At 60.5% G+C, this 26,816-nt stretch carries 24 protein-coding genes; 22 read left to right on the top strand and 2 right to left on the bottom strand.

Annotated features, from left to right (window positions below; all coding sequences use genetic code 11):
- The first annotated feature begins 19 nt into the window (after window positions 1-19).
- From nuoG to nuoN, 8 genes are all read left to right on the top strand, one after another.
- Window positions 20-2,746: an NADH-quinone oxidoreductase subunit NuoG gene (gene nuoG / locus BHE81_RS11465; RefSeq protein ID WP_023301698.1), complete on the top strand. Its 2,727-nt coding sequence runs from the start codon at window positions 20-22 to the stop codon at window positions 2,744-2,746.
- The gene (nuoH, locus tag BHE81_RS11460; RefSeq protein ID WP_002913156.1) at window positions 2,743-3,720 is read left to right on the top strand and encodes an NADH-quinone oxidoreductase subunit NuoH; all 978 of its coding nucleotides are present in this window, start codon (window positions 2,743-2,745) and stop codon (window positions 3,718-3,720) included. Before nuoG ends, nuoH begins: the two co-directional genes overlap by 4 nt.
- Before the next feature lie 14 nt (window positions 3,721-3,734).
- Window positions 3,735-4,277, top strand: coding sequence for an NADH-quinone oxidoreductase subunit NuoI (gene nuoI / locus BHE81_RS11455; RefSeq protein ID WP_002913152.1), 543 nt, complete (start codon window positions 3,735-3,737; stop codon window positions 4,275-4,277).
- 11 nt (window positions 4,278-4,288) lie between these two features.
- Entirely contained in the window at window positions 4,289-4,843 is a 555-nt protein-coding gene (gene nuoJ / locus BHE81_RS11450) for an NADH-quinone oxidoreductase subunit J (RefSeq protein ID WP_002913150.1), read from the top strand.
- Window positions 4,840-5,142: an NADH-quinone oxidoreductase subunit NuoK gene (gene nuoK / locus BHE81_RS11445; protein WP_002913148.1), complete on the top strand. Its 303-nt coding sequence runs from the start codon at window positions 4,840-4,842 to the stop codon at window positions 5,140-5,142. Before nuoJ ends, nuoK begins: the two co-directional genes overlap by 4 nt.
- The gene (nuoL, locus tag BHE81_RS11440) at window positions 5,139-6,980 is read left to right on the top strand and encodes an NADH-quinone oxidoreductase subunit L (protein ID WP_004140895.1); all 1,842 of its coding nucleotides are present in this window, start codon (window positions 5,139-5,141) and stop codon (window positions 6,978-6,980) included. Before nuoK ends, nuoL begins: the two co-directional genes overlap by 4 nt.
- 169 nt (window positions 6,981-7,149) lie before the next feature.
- Window positions 7,150-8,679, top strand: a complete 1,530-nt coding sequence (gene nuoM / locus BHE81_RS11435) for an NADH-quinone oxidoreductase subunit M (RefSeq protein WP_002913146.1) — start codon at window positions 7,150-7,152, stop codon at window positions 8,677-8,679.
- A 6-nt stretch (window positions 8,680-8,685) separates the two neighbouring features.
- Window positions 8,686-10,143: an NADH-quinone oxidoreductase subunit NuoN gene (nuoN, locus tag BHE81_RS11430; protein WP_004151107.1), complete on the top strand. Its 1,458-nt coding sequence runs from the start codon at window positions 8,686-8,688 to the stop codon at window positions 10,141-10,143.
- Between the two features lie 54 nt (window positions 10,144-10,197).
- Here the strand turns inward: nuoN and rnz are convergent, their stop codons facing one another.
- Window positions 10,198-11,118 (bottom strand): ribonuclease Z, encoded by a 921-nt coding sequence (rnz, locus tag BHE81_RS11425; protein WP_004214593.1) that lies wholly within the window; start codon window positions 11,116-11,118, stop codon window positions 10,198-10,200.
- 57 nt (window positions 11,119-11,175) lie between these two features.
- Here rnz and BHE81_RS11420 point away from each other — a divergent pair, with 57 nt between their 5' ends.
- From BHE81_RS11420 to menE, 7 genes are all read left to right on the top strand, one after another.
- Complete coding sequence (locus tag BHE81_RS11420) at window positions 11,176-11,637, top strand: GNAT family N-acetyltransferase (RefSeq protein ID WP_004184987.1); 462 nt, start codon at window positions 11,176-11,178, stop codon at window positions 11,635-11,637.
- 135 nt (window positions 11,638-11,772) lie between these two features.
- Window positions 11,773-13,062: an isochorismate synthase MenF gene (gene menF, locus BHE81_RS11415; protein WP_004184985.1), complete on the top strand. Its 1,290-nt coding sequence runs from the start codon at window positions 11,773-11,775 to the stop codon at window positions 13,060-13,062.
- An 82-nt stretch (window positions 13,063-13,144) separates the two neighbouring features.
- A complete protein-coding gene (menD, locus tag BHE81_RS11410; RefSeq protein WP_023301699.1) occupies window positions 13,145-14,815 on the top strand; it encodes a 2-succinyl-5-enolpyruvyl-6-hydroxy-3-cyclohexene-1-carboxylic-acid synthase in 1,671 nt (556 codons plus the stop codon).
- The gene (gene menH / locus BHE81_RS11405) at window positions 14,812-15,570 is read left to right on the top strand and encodes a 2-succinyl-6-hydroxy-2,4-cyclohexadiene-1-carboxylate synthase (protein WP_015958756.1); all 759 of its coding nucleotides are present in this window, start codon (window positions 14,812-14,814) and stop codon (window positions 15,568-15,570) included. Before menD ends, menH begins: the two co-directional genes overlap by 4 nt.
- Window positions 15,571-15,584: 14 nt before the next feature.
- Window positions 15,585-16,442, top strand: a complete 858-nt coding sequence (gene menB, locus BHE81_RS11400) for a 1,4-dihydroxy-2-naphthoyl-CoA synthase (RefSeq protein WP_110246494.1) — start codon at window positions 15,585-15,587, stop codon at window positions 16,440-16,442.
- Complete coding sequence (gene menC / locus BHE81_RS11395; RefSeq protein ID WP_015958755.1) at window positions 16,442-17,407, top strand: o-succinylbenzoate synthase; 966 nt, start codon at window positions 16,442-16,444, stop codon at window positions 17,405-17,407. Before menB ends, menC begins: the two co-directional genes overlap by 1 nt.
- On the top strand, window positions 17,404-18,780 hold the full coding sequence (gene menE, locus BHE81_RS11390; RefSeq protein ID WP_149888803.1) for an o-succinylbenzoate--CoA ligase: 1,377 nt from the start codon (window positions 17,404-17,406) through the stop codon (window positions 18,778-18,780). The genes menC and menE overlap by 4 nt, the downstream gene beginning before the upstream one ends.
- 55 nt (window positions 18,781-18,835) lie before the next feature.
- On the opposite strand, the gene nudI is transcribed toward menE, so the two are convergent.
- Entirely contained in the window at window positions 18,836-19,261 is a 426-nt protein-coding gene (gene nudI / locus BHE81_RS11385; RefSeq protein ID WP_004184975.1) for a nucleoside triphosphatase NudI, read from the bottom strand.
- Between the two features lie 137 nt (window positions 19,262-19,398).
- On the opposite strand from nudI, the gene BHE81_RS11380 reads away from it, so the two are divergent.
- The 7 genes from BHE81_RS11380 (at window position 19,399) to yfaU (ending at window position 26,812) form a co-directional block, all read left to right on the top strand.
- Entirely contained in the window at window positions 19,399-20,340 is a 942-nt protein-coding gene (locus BHE81_RS11380; protein WP_004180717.1) for an Rpn family recombination-promoting nuclease/putative transposase, read from the top strand.
- Window positions 20,341-20,614: 274 nt separating this feature from the next.
- Entirely contained in the window at window positions 20,615-21,157 is a 543-nt protein-coding gene (locus BHE81_RS11375) for a YfaZ family outer membrane protein (RefSeq protein ID WP_002913070.1), read from the top strand.
- A gap of 102 nt (window positions 21,158-21,259) precedes the next feature.
- A complete protein-coding gene (locus BHE81_RS11370) occupies window positions 21,260-22,456 on the top strand; it encodes a nicotinamide mononucleotide deamidase-related protein YfaY (protein WP_023301702.1) in 1,197 nt (398 codons plus the stop codon).
- Window positions 22,457-22,660: 204 nt separating this feature from the next.
- Window positions 22,661-23,446, top strand: a complete 786-nt coding sequence (locus BHE81_RS11365) for an IclR family transcriptional regulator (protein ID WP_002913046.1) — start codon at window positions 22,661-22,663, stop codon at window positions 23,444-23,446.
- Window positions 23,447-23,456: 10 nt separating this feature from the next.
- Window positions 23,457-24,662 (top strand): L-rhamnonate dehydratase, encoded by a 1,206-nt coding sequence (gene rhmD, locus BHE81_RS11360; RefSeq protein WP_004175029.1) that lies wholly within the window; start codon window positions 23,457-23,459, stop codon window positions 24,660-24,662.
- A 42-nt stretch (window positions 24,663-24,704) separates the two neighbouring features.
- Window positions 24,705-25,994 (top strand): MFS transporter, encoded by a 1,290-nt coding sequence (locus tag BHE81_RS11355; protein ID WP_002913045.1) that lies wholly within the window; start codon window positions 24,705-24,707, stop codon window positions 25,992-25,994.
- Between the two features lie 14 nt (window positions 25,995-26,008).
- Complete coding sequence (gene yfaU, locus BHE81_RS11350) at window positions 26,009-26,812, top strand: 2-keto-3-deoxy-L-rhamnonate aldolase (protein WP_004899554.1); 804 nt, start codon at window positions 26,009-26,011, stop codon at window positions 26,810-26,812.
- The last annotated feature ends 4 nt before the right edge of the window (window positions 26,813-26,816 follow it).

Genomic DNA, 26,816 nt, shown 5'->3' with positions numbered 1-26,816 from the left:
TATTTTTGGAAGCACGCAAATGGCTACGATTCATGTAGACGGCAAAGAATACGAGGTCAACGGGGCGGACAACCTGCTAGAGGCTTGTCTCTCTCTTGGTCTTGATATTCCCTACTTTTGCTGGCACCCGGCGCTAGGGAGCGTCGGTGCTTGCCGCCAGTGTGCGGTGAAGCAATATCAGAACGCGGAAGACACGCGTGGTCGCCTGGTGATGTCCTGTATGACTCCGGCATCCGACGGCACCTTTATTTCTATCGACGACAGCGAAGCGAAGCAGTTCCGCGAAAGCGTGGTGGAGTGGTTGATGACTAACCACCCGCACGACTGCCCGGTCTGCGAAGAGGGCGGCAACTGCCACCTGCAGGATATGACGGTGATGACCGGTCATAGCTTCCGCCGCTATCGTTTCACCAAGCGTACCCACCGCAATCAGGATCTGGGGCCGTTTATTTCGCACGAAATGAACCGCTGCATCGCCTGCTACCGCTGCGTGCGCTACTACAAAGATTATGCCGACGGCACCGATCTGGGCGTCTATGGCGCGCACGACAACGTCTACTTCGGCCGCCCGGAAGATGGCACCCTGGAGAGCGAGTTCTCCGGCAACCTGGTGGAAGTCTGCCCAACCGGCGTCTTCACCGACAAAACCCACTCCGAGCGCTATAACCGTAAGTGGGACATGCAGTTTGCGCCGAGCATCTGCCAGCAGTGTTCCATCGGCTGTAACATCAGCCCGGGCGAACGCTATGGCGAGTTGCGTCGTATCGAAAACCGCTATAACGGTACCGTGAACCGCTACTTCCTCTGCGACCGCGGTCGTTTCGGCTATGGCTACGTGAACCTGAAAGACCGTCCGCGTCAGCCGGTACAGCGCCGCGGCGACGATCTGATCACCCTTAACGCCGAGCAGGCGATGCAGGGGGCGGCGGATATCCTGCGCCAGTCGAAGAAAGTGATCGGCATCGGCTCCCCGCGCGCCAGCATTGAAAGCAACTTCGCGCTGCGCGAGCTGGTGGGCGCCGACAACTTCTATACCGGCATCGCCAAAGGCGAACAAGCGCGCCTGCAGATGATGCTGAAAGTGCTGCGCGAGGGCGGGATCCACACGCCAAGCCTGCGCGATATCGAATCCTACGATGCGGTACTGGTGCTGGGCGAAGACATTACCCAGACCGGCGCGCGCGTGGCCCTGGCGGTACGCCAGGCAGTGAAAGGGAAAGCACGCGAAATGGCGGCGGCGCAGAAAGTGGCCGACTGGCAGATCGCCGCGATCCTCAACATCGGCCAGCGCGCCAAGCACCCGCTATTCGTCACCAACGTCGATGACACCCGCCTGGATGACATCGCGGCGTGGACCTACCGCGCGCCGGTAGAAGATCAGGCGCGTCTCGGCTTTGCTATTGCCCATGCGCTGGACGACAGCGCGCCGGCGGTTGACGGCCTGAGCCAGGACCTGCAGAGTAAAGTCGACGTTATCGTTCAGGCGCTGGCCGGGGCGAAAAAACCGCTGATCATCTCCGGGACCAACGCCGGCAGCATGGAGATCATCCAGGCCGCCGCTAACGTGGCGAAAGCTCTGAAAGGCCGCGGCGCCGATGTCGGGGTGACCATGGTCGCCCGGGCGGTTAACAGCGTCGGACTGGGCATGATCGGCGGCGGCTCGCTTGAAGAGGCGCTGGACGAACTGGAAAGCGGCGCCGCAGACGCGGTTATCGTGCTGGAAAACGACCTTCACCGTCATGCCTCCGCCGCGCGCGTTGACGCTGCGCTGGCGAAAGCGCCGCTGGTGATGGTGGTGGATCATCAGCGCACCGCGATTATGGACAAAGCGCACCTGGTGCTCTCCGCGGCAAGCTTTGCGGAAAGCGACGGTACCGTGGTGAACAACGAAGGTCGCGCCCAGCGTTTCTTCCAGGTTTACGATCCGGCTTACTACGACGCGAAAACCGTAATGCTGGAAAGCTGGCGCTGGCTGCATTCGCTGCACAGCACCGTCAACAACCGTCAGGTTGACTGGACTCAGCTGGACCACGTCATTGATGCGGCGATTGCCGCGCTGCCGCAGCTGGCGGGCATTAAAGACGCCGCGCCGGATGCGACCTTCCGCATTCGCGGCCAGAAGCTGGCGCGTGAACCGCACCGCTACAGCGGCCGCACGGCGATGCGCGCTAACATCAGCGTGCACGAGCCGCGTCAGCCGCAGGATAAAGACACGATGTTCGCCTTCTCCATGGAAGGGAACAACCAGCCGTCCGCCCCGCGTTCGCAGATCCCGTTCGCCTGGGCGCCGGGCTGGAACTCCCCGCAGGCATGGAACAAGTTCCAGGATGAAGTGGGCGGGAAACTGCGCCACGGCGATCCGGGCGTTCGTCTGTTTGAAGCGTCCGCCAGCGGACTGGAGTACTTCACGGCGGTGCCGGCCAGCTTCCAGGCGGAAGAGGGCAAATGGCGAATTGCGCCGTACTACCATCTGTTCGGCAGCGATGAGCTGTCTCAGCGCGCGCCGGTGTTCCAGAGCCGGATGCCTGAGCCGTACATCAAGCTGAACCCGGCGGATGCCGCGAAGCTTGGCGTCAACCCAGGCGCAATGCTCTCCTTTAGCGTGGAAGGCCAGACCCTGCGTCTGCCGCTGGTTATCTCTGAAGGCCTGACCGCGGGACAGGTTGGCTTACCGATGGGCATGCCGGGCATTGCGCCGGTGCTGACCGGATCGCGTATTGATTCACTGCAGGAGGCGAAAGCATGAGCTGGTTAACGCCGGATCTTATCGACATTCTGTTAAGCATCCTGAAGGCCGTGGTCATTCTGCTGGTGGTTGTCACCTGCGGCGCGTTCATGAGCTTCGGCGAGCGTCGTCTGCTCGGCTTGTTCCAGAACCGCTACGGACCTAACCGCGTCGGCTGGGGCGGTTCGCTGCAGCTGGTCGCCGACATGATCAAGATGTTCTTTAAAGAGGACTGGATCCCGCGCTTCTCCGATCGCGTGATCTTTACTCTGGCGCCGGTTATCGCCTTTACCTCGCTGCTGCTGGCCTTCGCTATCGTGCCGGTTAGCCCGACGTGGGTGGTGGCCGACCTGAACATCGGCATCCTCTTCTTCCTGATGATGGCAGGCCTGGCGGTCTACGCGGTGCTGTTCGCCGGTTGGTCGAGCAATAACAAATACTCGCTGCTGGGGGCGATGCGTGCTTCCGCGCAGACCCTGAGCTACGAAGTGTTTCTCGGTCTCTCCCTGATGGGCGTGGTGGCGCAGGCGGGGTCATTCAATATGACCGATATCGTTAACAACCAGGCGCATCTGTGGAACGTTATCCCGCAGTTCTTCGGCTTCGTGACTTTCGCCATCGCCGGCGTGGCGGTGTGTCACCGTCACCCGTTCGACCAGCCGGAAGCGGAGCAGGAACTGGCCGATGGTTACCACATTGAATATTCCGGCATGAAATTCGGTCTGTTCTTCGTCGGGGAATACATCGGTATCGTCACCGTTTCAGCGCTGATCGTCACGCTGTTCTTCGGCGGCTGGAATGGCCCGTGGTTACCTCCTTTCATCTGGTTCGCGCTGAAAACCGCGTTCTTCATGATGATGTTCATTTTGATCCGCGCATCATTACCGCGTCCGCGCTATGACCAGGTAATGTCCTTTGGCTGGAAGGTATGCCTGCCGTTAACGCTGGTCAACTTGTTGGTAACGGCGGCTGTCATTCTCTGGCAGGCGCAATAAGGGGTGAATTGAACATGACCTTAAAAGAATTATTGGTGGGGTTCGGCACCCAGGTCCGTAGTATCTGGATGATTGGCCTGCATGCCTTCGCCAAACGTGAAACCCGGATGTATCCGGAAGAGCCGGTCTACCTGCCGCCGCGCTATCGCGGCCGCATCGTGCTGACCCGCGATCCGGACGGTGCAGAGCGCTGCGTCGCCTGTAACCTGTGTGCGGTAGCCTGCCCGGTGGGCTGTATCTCGCTGCAGAAAGCAGAGACGGTAGACGGCCGCTGGTATCCGGAGTTCTTCCGCATCAACTTCTCACGCTGCATCTTCTGCGGCCTGTGCGAAGAAGCGTGCCCGACCACGGCGATCCAGTTGACCCCGGACTTCGAGCTGGGTGAATACAAGCGTCAGGATCTGGTGTACGAAAAAGAGGATCTGCTGATTTCCGGTCCGGGCAAATACCCGGAATATAACTTCTACCGGATGGCGGGTATGGCAATCGACGGCAAAGATAAGGGCGAAGCGGAAAATGAAGCTAAGCCAATCGACGTCAAGAGCCTGTTACCGTAAGGAGAGGGGCAATGGAATTCGCTTTTTATATCTGTGGCCTGATAGCCATCCTCGCAACCTTGCGGGTCGTCACCCACACCAATCCGGTGCATGCGCTGCTGTACCTGATTATTTCGCTGCTGGCGATTGCCGGGGTGTTCTTCTCGCTGGGCGCGTACTTCGCCGGAGCGCTGGAAATCATTGTCTACGCCGGGGCCATTATGGTGCTGTTCGTCTTCGTGGTGATGATGCTCAACCTGGGCGGCACCGAGATCGAACAGGAGCGCAAGTGGCTGCAGCCGGGGATCTGGATTGGCCCGGCCATCCTCTCCGCGGTGCTGCTGGTGGTTATCGTTTACGCCATCCTGGGCATTAACGACCAGGGTATCGACGGTGCGGCGATTAACGCCAAAGAAGTGGGCATTGCGCTGTTTGGGCCGTACGTCCTGGCGGTGGAGCTGGCCTCCATGCTGCTGCTGGCGGGCCTGGTGGTTGCCTTCCACATTGGCCGCGAAGAGCGCGCCGGCGAGGTGCTGAGCAACCGTCTGAACGACAGCGACAAACGAAAAACGGAGGAACACGCATGATCCCCTTAACACATGGACTGATCCTCGCGGCCATCCTGTTTGTGCTTGGTCTGACGGGGCTGGTGATCCGCCGCAATCTGCTGTTTATGTTGATTAGCCTGGAAATCATGATTAACGCCGCCGCGCTGGCCTTTGTGGTGGCGGGTAGCTACTGGGGTCAGGCAGATGGTCAGATAATGTATATCCTCGCCATCAGCCTCGCGGCTGCGGAAGCGAGTATCGGCCTGGCGCTGCTGCTGCAGCTCCATCGTCGCCGCCAGAACCTGAACATCGATTCAGTAAGTGAGTTGCGTGGATGAACATGCTTGCCTTAACCATTCTTTTGCCATTGATTGGCTTTGTGCTGCTGGCCTTCTCCCGCGGGCGCTGGTCGGAAAATCTTTCCGCCACCGTTGGCATGGGCTCGGTAGGCCTGGCGGCGCTGGTCACCGCGTACGTTGGCGTCGACTTTTTCGCTAACGGCAAACAGGCGGTCAGCGTGCCGCTGTGGACCTGGATGTCGGTCGGTGATTTCAACATCGGCTTCAACCTGGTGTTGGACGGCCTGTCGCTGACCATGCTCTCCGTAGTTACCGGCGTTGGCTTCCTGATCCACATGTTCGCCTCCTGGTACATGCGCGGTGAAGAGGGATATTCCCGCTTCTTCGCCTATACCAACCTGTTTATCGCCAGCATGGTGGTTCTGGTACTGGCCGATAACCTGCTGCTGATGTACCTCGGTTGGGAAGGCGTGGGCCTCTGTTCTTACCTGCTGATCGGTTTCTACTACACCGATCCGAAGAACGGCGCCGCAGCGATGAAAGCGTTTGTGGTGACCCGCGTCGGCGACGTGTTCCTCGCCTTCGCGCTGTTCATTCTTTATAACGAACTGGGCACCCTGAACTTCCGCGAAATGGTGGAGCTGGCGCCGCAGCACTTCGCTAACGGCAGCACCACGCTGCAGTGGGCGACGCTGATGCTGCTTGGCGGCGCGGTCGGTAAATCCGCCCAGCTGCCGCTGCAAACGTGGCTTGCCGATGCGATGGCGGGTCCGACGCCGGTCTCTGCGCTGATCCACGCCGCGACCATGGTCACCGCGGGCGTCTATCTGATCGCCCGTACCCACGGCCTGTTCCTGATGACGCCGGAAGTGCTGCATCTGGTCGGTATCGTCGGGGCGGTCACCCTGGTATTGGCGGGCTTCGCCGCGCTGGTGCAGACCGATATCAAACGCGTTCTCGCCTACTCTACCATGAGCCAGATTGGCTACATGTTCCTCGCGCTGGGCGTGCAGGCATGGGACGCGGCGATTTTCCACCTGATGACTCACGCGTTCTTTAAAGCGCTGCTGTTCCTGTCGTCTGGTTCGGTCATTCTGGCCTGCCATCACGAACAGAACATCTTCAAGATGGGCGGCCTGCGCAAATCGATTCCGCTGGTATACGTCTGCTTCCTGGTGGGGGGCGCGGCGCTGTCCGCACTGCCGCTTATCACCGCAGGCTTCTTCAGTAAGGATGAGATTCTGGCAGGCGCGATGGCCAATGGCCATATCAATCTGATGGTGGCAGGCCTGGTCGGCGCCTTTATGACCTCGCTGTACACCTTCCGGATGATTTTCATCGTATTCCACGGTAAAGAGCAAATTCACGCGCACGCAGGGAAGGGGATTACCCATCATCTGCCGCTGATTGTGCTGCTGGTACTATCCACCTTCGTTGGCGCGCTGATTGTGCCGCCGCTGGAAGGCGTACTGCCGCAGACCACTGAGCTCGCCCACGGTAGCGTGATGACGCTGGAGATTGCCTCCGGGATCATCGCCATTGCCGGGATTCTGATCGCCGCATGGCTGTGGCTGGGCAAACGCACGCTGGTGACCTCCATCGCCAACAGTGCGCCTGGCCGCTTCTTCGGTACCTGGTGGTTCCATGCCTGGGGCTTCGACTGGTTATACGACAAGGTGTTCGTAAAACCATTCCTCGGTATTGCCTGGCTGCTGAAACGCGATCCGCTGAACTCGTTGATGAATATCCCGGCGATCCTTTCCCGCTTCGCAGGCAAAGGCCTGCTGGTGAGCGAGAACGGTTATCTGCGCTGGTATGTGGCTTCAATGAGCATCGGCGCGGTGGTGGTGCTGGCGCTGCTGATGGTATTGCGTTGATTTGATCGCGCGGTTTTGCCCGGTGGCGCTTCGCTTACCGGGCCTACGAGACCGTAGGTCGGGTAAGCGAAGCGCCACCCGACACAACAAACCGCACTCAAACGTGAATGTAGTCGAATTCGTTGAAAATCGGTCCTGAACGGGACTTTAACAAGGAATAAAAATCGCCATGTTACTACCCTGGCTAATATTAATTCCCTTTATCGGCGGCTTCCTGTGCTGGCAGACCGAACGCTTTGGCGTGAAAGTGCCGCGCTGGATCGCGCTGATTACCATGGGACTGACGCTGGTGCTTGGCCTGCAGCTGTGGATGCAGGGCGGCTATTCTCTGACGCAATCCGCGGGTATTCCGCAATGGCAGTCGGAATTCGTGCTGCCGTGGATCCCACGCTTCGGCATTAGCATCCATCTGGCGATCGACGGCCTGTCGCTGCTGATGGTGGTGCTGACCGGTCTCCTCGGCGTGCTGGCGGTGCTCTGTTCGTGGCGTGAAATCGAAAAATACCAGGGCTTCTTCCACCTCAACCTGATGTGGATCCTGGGCGGCGTTATCGGCGTGTTCCTCGCCATCGACATGTTCCTGTTCTTCTTCTTCTGGGAAATGATGTTGGTGCCGATGTACTTCCTGATCGCGCTGTGGGGCCACAAAGCCTCGGACGGTAAAACGCGTATCACAGCGGCCACCAAGTTCTTCATCTATACCCAGGCGAGCGGTCTGGTGATGCTGATTGCCATTCTGGCGCTGGCCTTCGTCCACTTCAACGCCACCGGCGTGTGGACCTTCAACTATGAAGATCTGCTGAAAACCCCGATGTCTCACGGCGTGGAATACCTGCTGATGCTCGGCTTCTTCATCGCCTTCGCGGTGAAAATGCCGGTGGTGCCGCTGCACGGCTGGCTGCCGGACGCTCACTCCCAGGCGCCGACCGCCGGCTCTGTCGACCTCGCGGGGATCCTGCTGAAAACCGCCGCCTACGGCCTGCTGCGCTTTGCGCTGCCGCTGTTCCCGAATGCCTCCGCCGAGTTTGCGCCCATCGCCATGTGGCTGGGCGTGATCGGTATCTTCTACGGCGCGTGGATGGCCTTCGCCCAGACCGATATTAAACGCCTGATCGCCTACACCTCCGTGTCCCACATGGGCTTCGTGCTGATTGCTATCTACACCGGCAGCCAGCTGGCCTATCAGGGAGCGGTGATCCAGATGATTGCTCACGGTCTGTCCGCGGCGGGTCTGTTTATTCTCTGCGGCCAGCTGTACGAACGTCTGCATACCCGCGATATGCGCCAAATGGGCGGTCTGTGGAGCAAAATTAAATGGCTGCCGGCGATGTCGATGTTCTTCGCGGTCGCCACTCTGGGGATGCCGGGCACCGGTAACTTCGTCGGCGAATTTATGATCCTGTTCGGCAGCTATAAAGTGGTGCCGACGATCACCGTCATCTCCACCTTTGGTCTGGTATTCGCGTCCGTTTACTCGCTGTCGATGTTACATCGCGCTTACTTCGGTAAAGCGAAGAGCGAAGTGGCGGCGAAAGAGTTGCCGGGGATGTCCCTGCGTGAACTGTCTATCATCCTGCTGCTGGTGGTGCTGCTGGTGCTGTTGGGCTTCTTCCCGCAGCCGATCCTCGACACCTCGCATGCTGCGATGAGCAACATTCAGCAGTGGTTTGTTAATTCTGTTTCTACTACAAGGCCGTAATTCGCCATGACAATAACTCCACAACAACTGATCGCACTGCTACCGCTGCTGATCGTCGGCTTGACGGTGGTGGTTGTGATGCTCTCCATTGCGTGGCGACGCAATCATTTTCTCAATGCCACGCTGTCGGTTCTTGGACTTAACGCCGCGCTGGTCTCGCTCTGGTTCGTCGGCCAGAACGGGGCGATGGACGTCACGCCGCTGATCCGCGTTGACGGCTACGCCATGCTTTACACCGGTCTGGTGCTGCTGGCGAGCCTCGCGACCTGTACTTTCGCCTACCCGTGGCTTGAGGGTTACAAGGACAACAAAGAAGAGTTCTACCTGCTGGTGCTGATCGCCGCCCTGGGCGGCATTCTGCTGGCCGGTGCGAATCATCTGGCGGCGCTGTTCCTCGGTATTGAGCTGATTTCGCTGCCGCTGTTCGGCCTGGTTGGTTACGCCTTCCGCCAGAAGCGTTCGCTGGAAGCGAGCATCAAATACACCATCCTCTCCGCGGCAGCTTCGTCCTTCCTGCTGTTCGGTATGGCGCTGGTGTATGCGAACTCCGGCAATCTGTCCTTCCTCGCGCTGGGCAAAAGCCTGGCGGACAACATGCTGCACGAGCCGCTGCTGCTGGCGGGCCTCGGTCTGATGATCGTCGGTCTTGGCTTTAAACTGTCGCTGGTGCCGTTCCACCTGTGGACGCCGGACGTTTACCAGGGGGCGCCTGCGCCGGTCTCCACCTTCCTGGCGACCGCCAGCAAGATCGCTATCTTCGGCGTAGTGATGCGTCTGTTCCTGTACATGCCGGTGGGCAACAGCGAAGCGGTACGTGTGGTGCTGGGCCTGATCGCCTTCGCCTCTATCATCTTCGGTAACCTGATGGCGCTGAGCCAGACCAACATTAAGCGCCTGCTCGGTTACTCTTCCATCTCCCATCTCGGCTATCTGCTGGTGGCGCTGATTGCCCTGCAGAGCGGTGAAATGTCGATGGAAGCCGTGGGCGTTTACCTGGCCGGTTACCTGTTCAGCAGCCTCGGCGCGTTCGGCGTGGTCAGCCTGATGTCCAGCCCGTACCGCGGCCCGGATGCTGACTCGCTGTTCTCCTACCGCGGCCTGTTCTGGCACCGTCCGATCCTGTCGGCTGTGATGACGGTGATGATGCTCTCCCTGGCCGGTATCCCGATGACCCTCGGCTTTATCGGTAAGTTCTACGTGCTGGCCGTCGGTGTGCATGCGCATCTGTGGTGGCTGGTTGCCGCGGTGGTTGTCGGCTCGGCGATCGGTCTCTACTACTACCTGCGCGTGGCCGTCAGCCTGTATCTGAGCGCGCCGGAGCAGCTGAATCGCGATGCGCCGTCAAACTGGCAGTACAGCGCCGGCGGTATCGTGGTGCTGATCTCCGCGCTGCTGGTGCTGGTGCTCGGTATCTGGCCGCAGCCGCTGATTAGCATCGTGCAGCTGGCGACGCCGCTGATGTAAGTTGATTGACTCAATAAAAAACCGCCGGGATGGCGGTTTTTTTATGCCCGGATTTTACGCCATCTTGTAGACCATAAAGTCTTCCGCCAGCAGCGTGTTAGGGAAAATCTCCCGGCATTCCGCCAGCATACGCAGACAGCCTTCGGCATCGTAGCGCGAGCTAAAGTGGGTGGCGATCAGCGTACCGACCCCCGCTTCTTTGGCAAGCGCCGCGGTCTGCTGACTGGAAGAGTGGCCGCGGCTATTGGCTTTCTCCGCCATCGCCTGCTCAAGGGTGGTTTCGTGGACCATTACATCCGCCCCGCGAGCCATCTCCAGCGCCTGCGGGCAGGGGGCGGTATCGCCGAAGATGGCCAGCGTTTTACCCGGGGTCGCAGGTCCCAGATAGCGGCTGCCGTCGATGACCCGGCCATCTGCCAGCTCGACGCGCTGTCCGCGCTTGAGTTGATGGAACAGCGGCCCGGGAGGTACGCCATCGGCAATCAGCTGGGCGGCGTCGAGGGTGCCGGGCTTGTCATGCTGCGCAATGCGATACCCATAGCACTCCACCGGATGGCTGAGCGGATACGCGGTGACCCGATAGCCCTCTTCGTCGAACACCAGACCAGGGCCGACTTCGATGATGGTGAGCGGATAGTCGGTCCACGAACCGCTCAGGCGCAGCGCGGTCTCAACAAACTCTTTGAGTCCTTTTGGCCCGTAGAGGGTGAGGGGCAGAGAGTTTCCCTGCATCGAGCGGCTGCACAGCAGACCGGGCAGGCCGAACAGGTGGTCGCCGTGCAGATGGGTAATAAAAATCTTATTCAGTTTGCCGGGATGGTAGGGCGTGTGAAGAAACTGATGCTGGGTCCCTTCGCCGCAGTCAAACAACCACATTTCGGCGCGGGTCGGCTGTTGCAAATTCAGTATTATCGACGTCATATTACGCGTGCGGGTCGGCACCCCGGCGGATGTCCCCAAAAAAGTTAATTCCATCGTCCAGTGTCCTCAGGGCGAGTCGCAAAGTATCAGTATATCAATAAGGAGCAGCAGATGATGACCTGGCAGGATCTCCACCATAGTGAACTCACCGTTCCCCAGCTGTATGCGCTGCTGAAATTGCGCAGTGAAGTCTTTGTCGTAGAGCAGCAGTGCGTCTATCAGGATGTCGACGGCGATGATTTGGTTGGTGAAAATCGCCATCTGCTCGGCTGGCGCGATGGCGAACTGGTGGCCTACGCGCGGATCCTCAAAAGCGAAGAGGAGTTTGCGCCGGTGGTGATTGGCCGGGTCATCGTCAGCCCCGCCGCCCGCGGTGCGAAGCTCGGCTATCAGCTGATGGAGCAGGCGCTGGCCAGCTGTCAGCAGCACTGGCCGCAAAAGGCGATTTACCTCGGGGCGCAGGCGCACCTGCAATCCTTTTACGCCCACTTTGGTTTTACGCCGGTGACCGAGGTCTATGATGAGGATGGCATCCCCCACATTGGCATGGCGCGAGAAAAGCGCGCTGTCTGACTCCTCTGCACCCTCGTCCACACGCAGCTCTGGCCCGGCGAGCGGGTAAGATAAAACCCGCTCCCTCATCATGGGTACTGCTATTCCGCCGTCGAACCCCTTATAATGTGGGGTTTTACAACCGTGGAGGTTTGCGTGCTGTCTGTTTCCACTGCGCTGGCCCGTTTGCAAGACGGCCTGGGCGAGTCTTTTCCAGACTCGCCCGGCACGCGAATTATCGATGTTGCCTTTCCGCTGAATGATGCCTTCGATCCGCTACTATGGTGCGGCCAGCAGGCGCAATGGCCGCAGTTTTACTGGCAGCAGCGCAATGGCGATGAGGAACTGGCGACGCTGGGGGCGGTAAAAACCTTTACCTCGCTCGACGCGGCGAACCGCTTTTTACGCCAGGCCGGCCGGCAGGATCTGCGTATCTGCGGCCTGAATGCGTTTGAACCGCAGCAGGGCAGCCTGGCGCTGCCGCGTCTGGAGTGGCGCCGGTGCGGCGGCAGGGCCGTGCTGCGGCTGGTGCTGCATAGTGATATCTCCCTGCGTGAGGATGCCGCGACGGCCCGCGCGTTTCTCGCCAGCCTGACAACCACTCAGGCGACTCCCGGCGCCATACCGCCGTTGCTGAGCGAGCGCCACTCATCCGACTATCCTCAATGGCAGGCAATGATTGCGCGGGCGACTAAGGCGATCAGCGCCGGTGAAATGGATAAAGTAGTGCTGGCGCGGGCAACCGACCTGCAGTTTGCCGCCCCGCTGGACGCCGTGAGCATCATGGCGGCTAGCCGGCGCAGCAATCTTAACTGTTTTCATTTCCTGATGGCGTTCAATGCCCGGCAGGCATTTTTCGGCTCCACGCCGGAACGGCTGTGGCGCCGGCGCGGCGCGCTGCTGCGCACCGAAGCGCTGGCGGGGACCGTCGCGAACCATCAGGAAGACGCGAAGGCGCAGCAACTGGCCGACTGGTTGATGAAAGACGACAAAAACCAGCGGGAAAACATGCTGGTGGTAGAGGATATCTGCCAGCGCCTGCAGAGTGAGGCCTCGACGCTGGACGTCCTGCCGCCGCAGGTGGTGAGGCTGCGTAAGGTACAGCATCTACGACGCTGCATCTGGACCGAGCTGGCGGCGCCTGACGACAGCCGCTGTCTGCTGCAGCTGCAGCCCACCGCCGCGGTGGCCGGCCTGCCGCGCCGGGCGGCGCTGGCGTTCATTCAGCGCCATGAACCGTTTTCCCGCGAATGGTACGCCGGGTCCGCCGGGTATCTGTCACTGGCGCAAAGCGAGTTTTGCGTGGCGCTGCGTTCGGCGAAAGTGGACCACGACACCCTGCGGCTGTATGCCGGGGCGGGGATCGTCAGCGGCTCTGATGCACAGCAGGAGTGGCAGGAGATTGACAACAAAGCGGCCGGGCTGCGCTCGCTGCTGTGTCCATAAAGCTTGAATGACGATGCATATCAAAACGACGTCACTTTGCCTTATCTATACTTAGCATCAATATTTGATACCGGACAATTTCATGTCAGTAAGCGCATTTAACCGACGCTGGGCGGCGGTGATCCTGGAAGCTTTAACGCGCCATGGCGTGCAGCATATCTGCATCGCGCCGGGCTCGCGCTCGACACCCTTAACCCTGGCGGCGGCGGAAAACCGCGCCTTTATCCATCATACCCATTTCGACGAACGCGGCCTCGGCCACCTGGCGCTCGGACTGGCGAAGGCCAGCCGGCAGCCGGTGGCGGTGATAGTCACCTCCGGGACCGCCACCGCGAACCTCTATCCGGCGCTGATTGAGGCAGGGCTCACCGGTGAAAAGCTGATCCTGTTGACCGCCGACCGTCCGCCGGAGCTGATCGACTGCGGCGCGAACCAGGCTATCCGCCAGCCGGGGATGTTTGCCTCCCATCCTGCGCAGACGATTTCTTTGCCGCGTCCCTCGCAGGATATTCCTGCCCGCTGGCTGGTCTCAACCATCGACCAGGCGCTGGGGGCGCTGCACGCCGGCGGGGTGCATATTAACTGTCCGTTCGCTGAACCGCTGTATGGTGATATGGATGAGACCGGCGTGGAGTGGCAGCAGCAGCTCGGCAACTGGTGGCAGAGCGACAAACCCTGGCTGCGCCAGGCGCTGCAGTTAGAGAGCGAGAAGCAGCGCGACTGGTTCTTCTGGCGACAAAAACGCGGCGTCGTCGTGGCGGGCAGAATGAGCGCCGCGGAAGGGAAAAAGGTCGCTGAGTGGGCGCAGATCCTCGGCTGGCCGCTGATCGGCGATGTCCTGTCGCAGACCGGGCAGCCGCTGCCGTGCGCCGACCTGTGGCTGGGCAACGGCAAAGCGGTCAGCGAGCTGGCGCAGGCGCAGATCGTCGTGCAACTCGGCAGCAGCCTGACCGGCAAACGCGTGCTCCAGTGGCAGGCGACCTGCGAGCCGGATGAATACTGGCTGGTGGATAATCTGCCCGGTCGCCTCGACCCGGCGCAGCACCGCGGTCGCCGTCTGCTCTCAAGCGTTGAGCGCTGGCTCGAATTACATCCGGCGGAGAAACGCCAGCCGTGGGCGACGGTGATCCCTCAGCTTGCCGGGCAGGCGTGGCAGGCTGCGGTCGCCAGCAACGAGCCTTTTGGCGAAGCGCAGCTGGCGCAGCGTATTCGGGGCTATCTGCCGGAGCAGGGCCAATTGTTTGTTGGCAACAGCCTGGTGGTGCGCCTGATCGACGCCCTGGCGCAGCTACCGGCAGGGTATCCGGTCTACAGCAACCGCGGCGCCAGCGGCATCGATGGCCTGATCGCCACTGCGGCCGGCGTGCAGCGCGCCAGCGCCCGACCGACGCTGGCCATCGTTGGCGATCTCTCCGCGCTCTACGATCTCAACTCGCTGGCCCTGCTGCGCCAGGCGTCGGCGCCGCTGGTGCTGATCGTGGTGAATAACAACGGCGGGCAGATTTTTTCTATGCTGCCGACGCCGCAGGACGAACGCCGTCAGTTCTATTTAATGCCGCAGGACGTGGATTTCAGCCACGCGGCGGCGATGTTCGGCCTGGCCTATCATCGCCCTGATGACTGGCCGTCGCTGGATGAGGCGCTGGCCGGCGCCTGGCGCAGGGCGGGGGCGACGGTGATTGAGCTGGCGGTCAATGAGACCGACGGCGCGCAGACCCTTCAGCAGCTGCTGGCGCAGGTAAGTCGCCTGTGATCCTCAGCGCTGCTGTCGACAACGGCCAGCCGGGCTATCCCTGGCTGGTGTTTCTGCACGGTTTTTCCGGCGACCGCAACGAGTGGCGGAAAGTGGGCGACGCCTTTCCCGCCTGGCCGCGGCTGTACCTCGATCTGCCGGGGCACGGCGGCTCCGCGGATATCGCGGTGCAGGACTTTGCCGGGGTCAATACTCTGCTGCAGTCTACGCTTAATAGTTACAACATACATAAGTATTGGCTGATCGGCTACTCGCTGGGCGGCCGGGTGGCAATGAACTTCGCCAGCCAGCCGCGCGCAGGCATGCGCGGGCTGATCGTTGAAGGCGGCCATCCGGGCCTGCAGGATGCAGAGGCGCGGCAGGCGCGGCGCAGCAATGACAGCGCCTGGGCGGAACGTTTTCGCCGCGAGCCGCTTGAGCAGGTCTTTGCCGACTGGTATCAGCAGCCGGTCTTCGCTTCGCTGAATGCCGCGCAGCGTGAGTCATTGGTCGCCTTACGCAGCCGGAACAACGGCGCGACGCTGGCGGCGATGCTGCAGGCAACCTCCCTTGCCGCGCAGGCCGATCTGCGCGCGTCTCTGCAGGCGCGCGATTTTCCTTTTCACTACCTGTGCGGCGAGCGCGACGCGAAGTTTCGCGCCATCGCGCAGACGCTCGCGGCGGATCTCCATCTTATTCACCATGCCGGACACAACGCGCACCGGGACAACCCGGCGGCGGTGATTGCCTGTCTGGCGCAGATTCTGGCAAGTTAACTGAAGGACATTCTATGATCTCTCTTGATGAAGCAATGCTCTACGCCCCCGTTGAATGGCACGATTGCTCCGAAGGCTATACCGATATTCGCTATCACAAATCGACTGACGGGATTGCCAAAATCACCATTAATCGTCCGCAGGTGCGCAACGCCTTCCGCCCGCTGACCGTCAAAGAGATGATCCAGGCGCTGGCGGATGCCCGGTATGACGACAATATCGGCGTCATCGTGCTGACCGGTGAAGGTGAGAAAGCCTTCTGCGCCGGCGGCGACCAGAAAGTCCGCGGCGACTACGGCGGCTATCAGGACGACTCCGGCGTTCATCATCTTAACGTGCTCGACTTCCAGCGTCAGATCCGCACCTGCCCGAAACCGGTGGTCGCGATGGTGGCCGGCTACTCTATCGGCGGCGGTCACGTGCTGCAGATGATGTGCGATCTGACTATCGCGGCGGAAAACGCCATCTTCGGCCAGACCGGGCCAAAAGTCGGCTCATTCGACGGCGGCTGGGGCGCCTCCTATATGGCGCGGATCGTCGGGCAGAAAAAAGCGCGCGAAATCTGGTTCCTGTGCCGCCAGTATGACGCTCAGCAGGCGCTGGACATGGGGCTGGTGAATACCGTGGTACCGCTGGCGGATCTGGAAAAAGAGACCGTGCGCTGGTGTCGTGAAATGCTGCAGAACAGCCCGATGGCCTTGCGCTGCCTGAAAGCGGCGCTGAACGCCGACTGCGACGGCCAGGCTGGTCTGCAGGAGCTGGCGGGCAACGCCACCATGCTGTTCTATATGACGGAAGAGGGGCAGGAAGGCCGCAATGCCTTCAACCAGAAACGTCAGCCGGACTTCAGCAAATTTAAACGGAATCCATAATGCGCGTTTCGCAGGTTTACCGCTGGCAGATACCGATGGACGCGGGCGTGGTGCTGCGCGAGCGGCGGTTAAAAACCCGCGACGGGCTGTTCATCCGCCTGCAGGAGGGGGAACGCGAAGGCTGGGGCGAAATTTCTCCCCTGCCGGGATTCAGTGTCGAGACGCTGGAAGAGGCGCAAATGGCGCTGTTAGCGTGGGCACAGGCCTGGCGCGACGGCGCCGAGCCGCCGCTTCCCACGCAGCCCTCCGTCGCGTTTGGCATCAGCTGCGCGCAGGCGGAGCTTGGCGGCGAACTACCGCAGGCCGCGGATTATCGCGCGGCGCCGCTCTGCTCCGGCGATCCGGATGAGCTATTCGCCAGACTGGCGGCGATGCCCGGCGAGAAGGTCGCTAAGGTCAAAGTTGGCCTCTGGGAGGCGGTCCGCGACGGTATGGTGGTCAATCTGCTGCTGGAGGCGATCCCCGACCTGCAGCTGCGGCTCGATGCCAACCGCGCCTGGACGCCGCTCAAAGCGCAACAGTTCGCCAAATACGTTAATCCGGCGTACCGCCAGCGCATTGCTTTTCTTGAAGAACCTTGCAAAACGCGGGAGGATTCTCGGGCCTTTAGCCGCGAGACAGGGATCGCTATCGCCTGGGATGAAAGCCTGCGCGAGGCGGATTTCCGCTTTGTCGCCGAGCCGGGCGTACGTGCGGTGGTGATCAAACCGACGCTAACCGGCAGTTTGCAGAAGGTGCAGCAACAGGTCGCCGCGGCGCATGCGCTGGGGTTGAGCGTAGTGATCAGCTCGTCGATCGAGTCCAGCCTCGGCTTGACCCAGCTGGCGCGGATTGCCGCCTGGCTGACGCCGCAGACTATTCCTGGGCTGGATACGCTGTCGCTGATGGGCGCCCAGCTGGTACGGCCGTGGCCCGAAAGTGCGCTGCCGGTGCTCAACATTGATGCGCTGGAGCCGCTGCTGTGACCTTTAACGACTGGCCCTGGCGGCATTGGCGTCAGCGGCGCGGAGAGGCCCTCGCCTTACGTCTGAATAACCAGCCGCTGACCTGGCGGGAGCTATGCGCGCGGGTTGACGCGCTGGCGTCTGGTTTTGCCGCGCAGGGCGTAATGGAAGGGCAGGGCGTGGCGCTCCGGGCCTATAACCAGCCGGAAACTCTGCTGGCATGGCTGGCGCTGCTACAGTGCGGGGCGCGGGTGCTGCCGCTGAATCCGCAGCTGCCAGCGGTGTTGCTGCAGGCGTTGTTACCCGCGTTAACCATGCAGCATCAGCTGGTGCTGAATGGCGATGTGTTGCCGGGGAATTTACCGATGTTAACCCTGCAGTTGGTCGAGGGCGAGCATGCTGCTTGCTGGCATGGCGATCGGTTGGTGTCGATGACGTTGACCTCCGGTTCAACCGGCCTGCCGAAAGCGGCGGTACATAGCGCCAACGCCCATCTGGCCAGCGCGGCTGGCGTGCTGGCGCTGATGCCGTTTGCCGCAGGAGATGACTGGCTGCTGTCGCTGCCGTTGTTCCATGTCTCCGGTCAGGGGATCGTCTGGCGCTGGCTGCTGGCCGGCGCGCGACTCACGGTACGTGACAAACAGCCGCTGGCGCAGATGCTGCACGGCTGTACCCATGCTTCGCTGGTGCCGACTCAGCTATGGCGCCTGCTGAATGATGATGCTGCGGTTTCCCTCAAGGCGGTGCTGCTCGGCGGCGCGTCGATCCCGGTCGAATTGACTGAACGGGCGCGAAAGCAGGGCATACGCAGCTTCTGCGGCTATGGCCTCACCGAATTCGCCTCCACCGTGTGTGCCAAAGAGGCCGACGGCGCTGCGGATGTTGGCGAAGCGCTGCCGGGGCGAGAGGTGAAAATTGTCGCCGGCGAGATCTGGCTGCGGGCGTCGAGTATGGCCGCAGGCTACTGGCGGGATGGTCAATTGTTGTCATTAACCAACAATGAAGGCTGGTTTGCGACGCGCGATCGCGGAGCATTGCATAACGGTTGGCTGACGATTGTTGGGCGAATGGATAACCTCTTTTTTAGCGGTGGAGAAGGTATTCAACCGGAAGAGGTCGAGCGTGTGATACTCGCCCATCCACAGGTACAGCAGGTGTTTATCGTGCCGCTGGATGATGCGGAATATGGCCAGCGCCCGGTAGCGGTGGTGGAATGCGATGACGGCTGCGAGTTGAGCGCGCTGGCGGCATGGAGCGCTGAGCGGTTAGCGCGTTTTCAGCAGCCGGTGCGTTGGCTGCGGTTGCCGGAAACGTTAAAAAACGGCGGGATTAAGATTTCGCGCCGGGCGCTGTGCGAGTGGGTCAGGCAGCAGACGCATGCGACCGTATCGTAGCCACCCGCATTATCCCGCGGCATAACGCCGGGTGGGTTGAACGCGGTATGCTGGACTAAAGTAGCCCTTTCAGGCTGAGAGTAACGCGGGTGGCGGCATTAAGATCGTAGTTTTTGAGATCTTCGGCTTTGACCCAGGCGTAATCGTCAAACTCCTCGTTGATCGTCACATCGCGATTGGCGCTCACGCAGTCGAAGATGAGATAGATCATGTAGATCGTTTCCTGATGCCCGTCGGGGTAGGTTTTGACGCGGGTATCGTCGCGAAAGCACCATGGCGCGATATGGGTAAGGATGAGTTTTTCGCCGAGCTCTTCGCGTATTTCCCGCCGCAGCGCCTCTTCAATACGTTCCCCTGGCTCCACGCCGCCGCCGGATAAGGCCCATTGCCCGGGAAAAACCCCGCGGTCGGCGGCCATTTTGCAAAGCAGATAATGGCCTTCATTCTCGATCAGCGGGCAAACAATCGTCCTGTGGCGCATGGGTTTTCTCCTGCAGAGGGATGGGGCGGTATGCTGGTGAAATAGTTTGCGAGCCGCCTCGGTAAACTGCAAGCGAAATACAGTTCAGGTCTTGTTGAGTGCTACGTTAAGCGAAAATGATTGTATGGAGCACCGCCATGGAAAGGGCGACGAATTCCCCCCACGATGCTGTATTTAAACACCTGCTGTCGCATCGGGCGACGGCCAGGGATTTTCTGGACATTCACCTTCCCGCACCGCTGCGCGCGTTATGTAATCTGAACACGCTGCGGCTGGAGTCCGGGAGCTTTATTGACGACGAACTGCGGGCGAGTCATTCCGATATCCTTTACTCGCTGCAAACGCAGGCAGGGGAGGGCTATATCTATCTGTTGATAGAGCACCAAAGCTCGGCGGACCGCCATATGGCATTTCGCCTGATGCGCTATGCGATAGCCGCGATGCAGCGTCATCTGGATAAAGGGCATACGCAGCTGCCGCTGGTGATCCCGCTGCTGTTTTATCATGGTCGCGTTTCTCCCTGGCCTTACCCGATGTGCTGGCTGGCAGGCTTTGCCGATCCGGACATCGCGCGGCGGATCTATGGTGAAGATTTTCCCTTAATTGATATCACTAGCACCCCGGACGATGAAATCATGCGCCATCGGCGCGTGGCGATGCTGGAGCTGCTACAGAAGCATATTCGCCAGCGGGATTTGATGGACCTGCATGAGCAGCTGGTCAGGCTCCTGGCGCTGGGATACACTAGCCGCAGGCAGCTTAAGACGCTGTTGCACTATTTATTACAGGCAGGAAACGCCGCCGATCCGGTTGCTTTTTTGCGCCATCTTGCGCAAAACGTTCCCCGGCGGCCGCATAAGGAGACGCTAATGAATATTGCCCAGTTTCTGGAACAACGCGGCCATCAGCAAGGATTAAAGCAAGGTCTTGAACAAGGTCTACAGCAAGGTATCGAGCAAGGTGAGCAGCAGACCGCGGAGCGTATCGCCCGGGCGATGCTTGCTAACGGACTCGACCTGTCGCTGGTGGCGAAACTGACCGGCCTCGCCCCGGAATGTCTGGCCCGGCTGCAGCATTAATTATTCCCTTATCCACCCGCGCCGCGCCGATCGTGCGGCGCCAGCTCTCTGTTTTCGTCAATGTGTCAGCGTTAATCATAATAAACATGAATATTACTGGCGTTGGATAGGCTGTTCGTGGTTCTGGCAACGCTCGATGCCGTAAAAATACGCAACTGGTTACACTCTTGTGAAAATTCATTTCGCCAGGTCATTGATTCCTGATGGGTGCGCAGTAGAATTTTCAGGTTTTTTCGGGACTTCTTTGATTTTAATTTTCTGGATAGAGTAAATAATGAAAAAAAGCATTTTTATGGCGCTGGCGGGCGTGATGATGGTTTCTTCGGCGGCCCATGCGATTAGCGTTACCGGTGAAGCCGGCGAGCATTACACCAACCTTGGCGTCGGCTTCGGCACCGAGTCCACCGGCCTGGCCGTTTCGGGTAACTGGCTGCACAGCGATAACGACGGCGACGCCGCGGGTTTAGGCCTGGGACTCAATATTCCGCTGGGGCCGTTCCTCGCGACCGTGGGTGGTAAAGGTATTTACACCAATCCGAAACAGGGCGATGAAGGTTATGCGGCCGCGGTCGGCGGCGGCCTGCAGTGGAAAATCGGCGACAGCTTCCGTCTGTACGGCGATTATTACTACTCTCCGGATTCGCTCTCCAGCGGCATTGATAGCTACCAGGAAGCCAACGTCGGCGCCAGCTGGACCATTATGCGTCCGCTTAGCATCCAGGCCGGCTACCGTTACCTGAACCTGGCGGGCAAAGATGGCAACCGCGATAACACCATCGCCGACGGCCCATACATCGGCGCCAGCGCCAGCTTCTAATCTCTTCCGGCGCGGCATCTTCTTGCTGCGCCAGATTTTCCTCCTCGTCAGCATCCCGCTTTGCGTTATAGTATTTCTCACCTGGCAGGCAAGGAGTGAGCAATGTTGAATGTGGAAATGCTGTCCACCGGCGATGAAGTGTTGCATGGTCAAATCGTTGATACCAATGCGGCATGGCTGGCGGATTTCTTTTTTAATCAGGGTTTACCGTTAACGCGCCGCAATACCGTTGGCGACAATCTCGATGCGCTGGTGGCGATTCTGCGCGAACGCAGCGAACAGGCGGATGTGCTGATCGTCAACGGCGGCCTTGGCCCAACCAGCGACGACCTGAGCGCGCTGGCCGCCGCCACTGCGAAAGGCGAAGGGCTTATTTTGCATCCGGAGTGGCTGGAAACCATGACCCGCTTTTTTGCCGAGCGCGGCAGGCCGATGGCGGAAAGCAACCGTAAGCAGGCGGAAATCCCGGCCAGCGCTGAGATGATCAACAACCCGGTCGGTACGGCCTGTGGCTTTGCCATCCAGCTCAACCGCTGCCTGATGTTTTTCACTCCCGGGGTCCCCTCTGAATTTAAGGTGATGGTCGAGCAGGAAATTTTACCGCGCCTGCGCCAGCGCTTTACGCTGCCGGACCCGCCGGTATGCCTGCGTATGACCACCTTTGGCCGCTCGGAGAGCGAGCTGGCGCAAAGTCTTAATCCGCTGACGCTGCCTCCGGGCGTGGTGATGGGTTACCGCTCGTCGATGCCGATCATTGAACTCAAGCTAACCGGACCGGCCAACCAGCGCGACGCCATGCTGGCCCTGTGGCCGGAGGTGCGTAAGGTGGCTGGCGACAGCCTGATTTTCGAAGGCACGGAAGGGTTACCGGCGCAGATCGCCCGCTGTCTGCAGGAGCGGCAGCTGAGCCTGACGCTCAGCGAGCAGTTTACCAGCGGCCTGCTGGCGCTCCAGCTGTCCCGCGCCGGCGCGCCGCTGCTGGCCAGCGAAGTCGTTCCGGCGCAGGAGGAGACGCTGGCGCAGGCGGCCCGCTGGGCGGCCGAGCGGCGCATAAACCATTTTGCCGGCCTGGCTCTGGCGGTGAGCGGTCAGGAAAACGATCATCTTAACGTGGCCCTGGCCACCCCGGACGGCACCTTCGCACTGCGGGTGAAGTTTAGCGCCACCCGCCACAGCCTGGCGGTACGCCAGGAAGTCTGCGCTATGATGGCGTTAAACATGCTGCGTCGCTGGCTGAATGGCCAACCGCTGGCCAGCGAACATGGCTGGATTAACGTGGTGGATTCCCTCTCGCTGTAAGTCATTCCCCCCGGCGCACCGTATCCTCGGGGCGCCGGTCGTCCAACCTGTTGTACTCTTCTGAAAAAATTCTGTGCGTTAAGTCGCAATTTTCTGCTGCGAACGGTCCAGTATACGGGAAAACGATTGCCCCGCGATGTCGCTCACACTTTACCGCCCGGACAATCGCAACACTGATTCCAGTATTCAGGATTGGAGTCCAGTATGTTGGAATCAACGAAAGTCCCGGCGCTGACCCGCGCGATTGAGATCCTCAATTTAATTGGCCGCATCGGCCCCTGCAGCGCGGCGACGATAATAGCGGAGCTGGGGATCCCGAAAAGCACGGTGTATCTGCTGCTGGGCGAGCTGAAAAAGCAGCGCTTCATCAGTATGGATAATCAGGATAACTACTGCCTGTGGACCAAGCTGGTGGAGCTGGCCGGGCAGGCGCTGAGCAAAATGGACCTGCGCGAGCTGGCGCGGCCGCGCCTCACCCGGCTGATGGATGAGTGCGGCCTGCTTTGTCACTTGGGCATTATCGATCAGGGTAACGCCTACTACATTCTGAAAATTGAGTCTCCCGCCACCATCAGCGTGCGCTCGCATGAGGGTAAGAGCCTGTCTCTTTACCGCTCCGGGATCGGCAAATGTTTGCTGGCCTGGCAGCCCGCCAGCGTTCAGGCGTCGATTATCGAAGACCTACAGTGGGAGCGGGCCACGCCAACGACCATCACCGATGCTCAACAGCTGCGGGAAGAGCTGGGGCGGATCCGCGCCCGGGGCTGGAGCTTTGATAATGGCGAGGACTATCCGGATGTGCGCTGCGTGGCTGCCCCGGTATTTAACGCCAATAACGACCTGACCGCCGCCATCTCGGTGGTGGGTACCCGTCTGCAAATCAATGAAGACAATCGCGATTACCTGGCTGGTAAGGCGATTGCCTGCGCGAAAGATATTTCACGTCTGCTGGGGTGGAAAAGCCCCTTCGAACAACTCGCCTCATCATAAGGAGAACATCATGACCCTACCGAAAATTAAACACGTCCGCGCCTGGTTCATCGGCGGCGCCACAGCAGAGCAGGGCGCCGGCGGCGGCGATTACCATGACCAGGGGGCTAACCACTGGATTGACGATCATATCGCCACCCCGATGAGCAAATATAAACAGTATGAGCAGTCCCGGCAGTCGTTTGGCATCAACGTGCTGGGGACGCTGATTGTGGAAGTGGAAGCCGACAACGGACAGACCGGCTTTGCGGTGTCGACGGCCGGGGAGATGGGCTGCTTTATCGTCGAAAAACATCTCAACCGCTTTATCGAAGGCAAATGCGTCAGCGATATCAAACTGATCCATGACCAGATGCTTAATGCCACCCTTTACTACGCGGGATCCGGCGGCCTGGTGATGAATACCATCTCCTGTGTCGACCTGGCGCTGTGGGACCTGTTCGGGAAAGTGGTTGGCCTGCCGGTCTACAAACTGTTGGGTGGGGCGGTGCGCGACGAAATCCAGTTCTATGCCACCGGCGCACGTCCGGACCTGGCGCAGGAGATGGGCTTTATCGGCGGCAAAATGCCTACCCACTGGGGGCCGCACGATGGCGACGCCGGGATCCGCAAAGACGTCGCCATGGTGGCGGATATGCGCGAAAAATGCGGCCCGGATTTCTGGTTAATGCTGGACTGCTGGATGAGCCAGGACGTTAACTATGCCACCAAACTTGCCCATGCCTGCGCCCCTTATAACCTCAAGTGGATCGAAGAGTGTCTGCCGCCGCAGCAGTATGAAGGCTATCGCGAGCTGAAGCGCCAGGCGCCGGCCGGGATGATGGTGACCAGCGGCGAGCACCACGGCACGCTGCAGTCCTTCCGCACCCTGTCGGAAACCGGCATCGATATTATGCAGCCCGACGTCGGCTGGTGCGGCGGCTTAACCACCCTGGTGGAGATCGCGGCCATCGCCAAAGCGCGTGGGCAGCTGGTAGTGCCCCACGGCTCGTCGGTTTACTCACATCATGCGGTGATCACCTTCACCAACACGCCGTTCAGTGAGTTTCTGATGACCAGTCCGGACTGCGCCACGCTGCGCCCGCAGTTCGACCCGATCCTGCTCGGCGAGCCGGTGCCGGAGAGAGGGCGCATTCATAAATCGGTCCTGGATAAACCCGGCTTTGGCGTCGAGCTCAATCGCGACTGCAACCTGAAGCGTCCTTATCAACACTGATTGCGTCGGGCCGCCCGGCGGCCCGCGCCTGAGGATATTATGATGAGCAACACTCTGCTGGAGAGCGTGGTGAAGAAAAACCGCGCCCGCTTAATCCCCTTTATGCTGGCGCTGTACGTGCTGGCGTTTCTTGACCGTTCTAATATCGGTTTCGCCAAAGAGACCTACCAGCTGGATACCGGACTCAGCAATGAGGCCTACGCGCTGGGGGCCGGTATCTTCTTTGTGGTCTATGCCTTCCTCGGGGTGCCGGCCAATCTGCTGATGCGCAAATTTGGCGCCAGGCGATGGATCGGCTGCACCACGCTGCTGTGGGGCGTGCTGTCGGCGGCGATGGCGTGGGCGGATACGGAAGCGAAATTCCTGCTGGTACGTACCCTGCTGGGCGCGGCGGAGGCGGGCTTCTTTCCCGGAATGATCTACCTCACTTCACAGTGGTTTCCCCAGCAAAACCGCGCCAGCATTATGGGGCTGTTTTATATGGGCGCGCCGCTGGCCCTGACGCTGGGATCGCCTTTATCCGGTGCGCTGCTGGAGATGCATGGATTTATGGGCCATCCCGGCTGGTTCTGGATGTTTGTCATTGAAGGCCTGCTCGCCGTCGCCGCGGGAGCGTTCACCTTCTTCTGGCTGGACGATTCGCCACAGCATGCCCGCTTCCTGAGCGCAGCGGAGAAACAGGCGCTGATAAGCGAGCTGGCGCGCGAGGAGGAGAAAAAGATTGCCTCGCGCCTGTCCGATGCGCTGCGTAACGGGCGGGTCTGGCAGCTGGCGCTGATTTATCTGACCATTCAGGTGGCGGTCTATGGTCTGATTTTCTTCCTGCCCACCCAGGTTGCTGCGCTGCTGGGCACCAAAGTCGGCTTCGTTGCCTCGGTGGTGACGGCCATCCCGTGGGTGGCGGCGCTGTTTGGCACCTGGCTTATCCCTCGCTACTCCGATCGCACCGGCGAGCGACGCAATATTGCCGCCCTGACGCTGCTGGCGGCGGCGGTCGGGATTGCAGTGTCCGGACTGGTGGCGCCGGTGCTGGCTATCATCGCGCTGTGCGTGGCGGCGGTCGGGGTGATCGCCGTGCAGCCGGTCTTCTGGACGATGCCGACGCAGCTGCTGTCCGGCACGGCGCTGGCCGCAGGGATTGGCTTTGTTAACCTGTTTGGCGCCATCGGTGGTTTTCTGGCGCCGATCGTGCGCGTGCAGGCCGAAACGTTGTTCGCCAGCAGCGCCGCCGGACTGTTAACCCTGGCCGGCGTCGCCATTGTCGGGGTGGTCATTATCTTTTCATTGAGCCTTACCCGCGCGGTACCCCAGCGCGGCAGCGTACAGCATTGAATAAAGGAATCGCTATGAACGCACTGTTATCTAACCCCTTCAAACGGGGATTATTACGCGGTGAGACGCAAATCGGCCTGTGGCTGAGCTCCACCTCATCCTACATGGCGGAGATCGCTGCGACGTCGGGATACGACTGGCTGCTGATCGACGGCGAGCATGCCCCGAACACCATTCAGGACCTTTATCATCAGCTGCAGGCGATTGCCCCCTATGCCAGCCAGCCGGTCATTCGCCCGGTCGAGGGCAACCGCAGCCTGATAAAACAGGTGCTGGATATTGGCGCCAGAACCTTGCTGGTGCCGATGGTCGATACCGCCGAGCAGGCTCGGGAGGTGGTCTCAGCGACCCGTTATCCCCCCATCGGGAGCCGCGGCGTTGGCGCCGGCGTGGCGAGAGCGGCGCGCTGGGGAAGGGTGGAGAATTATATGGCGGAGGCGAATGACGAACTTTGTCTGCTGATTCAGGTCGAGAGCCGAACCGCGCTGGAGAACCTGGACGCTATTCTCGAGGTGGACGGCATTGACGGGGTGTTCATCGGTCCGGCGGATCTCTCCGCCTCGCTGGGCTACCCGGACGATGCCGGTCACCCTGACGTGCAGCGGGTGATCGAGCAGAGCATCCGGCGCATTCGCGCGGCGGGGAAAGCGGCCGGATTTCTGGCGGTTGACCCGGCGATGGCGGAAAAATGTCTTGCCTGGGGGGCCAACTTTGTCGCCGTCGGGGTGGATACCATGCTGTATACCCAGGCGCTGGACCGCCGGCTGGCGATGTTTAAATCTGACAGCGCCCAGCCGCAAGAGAAAACGAGCTATTGACGGC

It is taken from the genome of Klebsiella sp. AqSCr (genome assembly GCF_008452795.1).
Lineage (GTDB): Bacteria > Pseudomonadota > Gammaproteobacteria > Enterobacterales > Enterobacteriaceae > Klebsiella > Klebsiella pneumoniae.
This window is presented reverse-complemented; position numbering and strand designations above follow the sequence as displayed.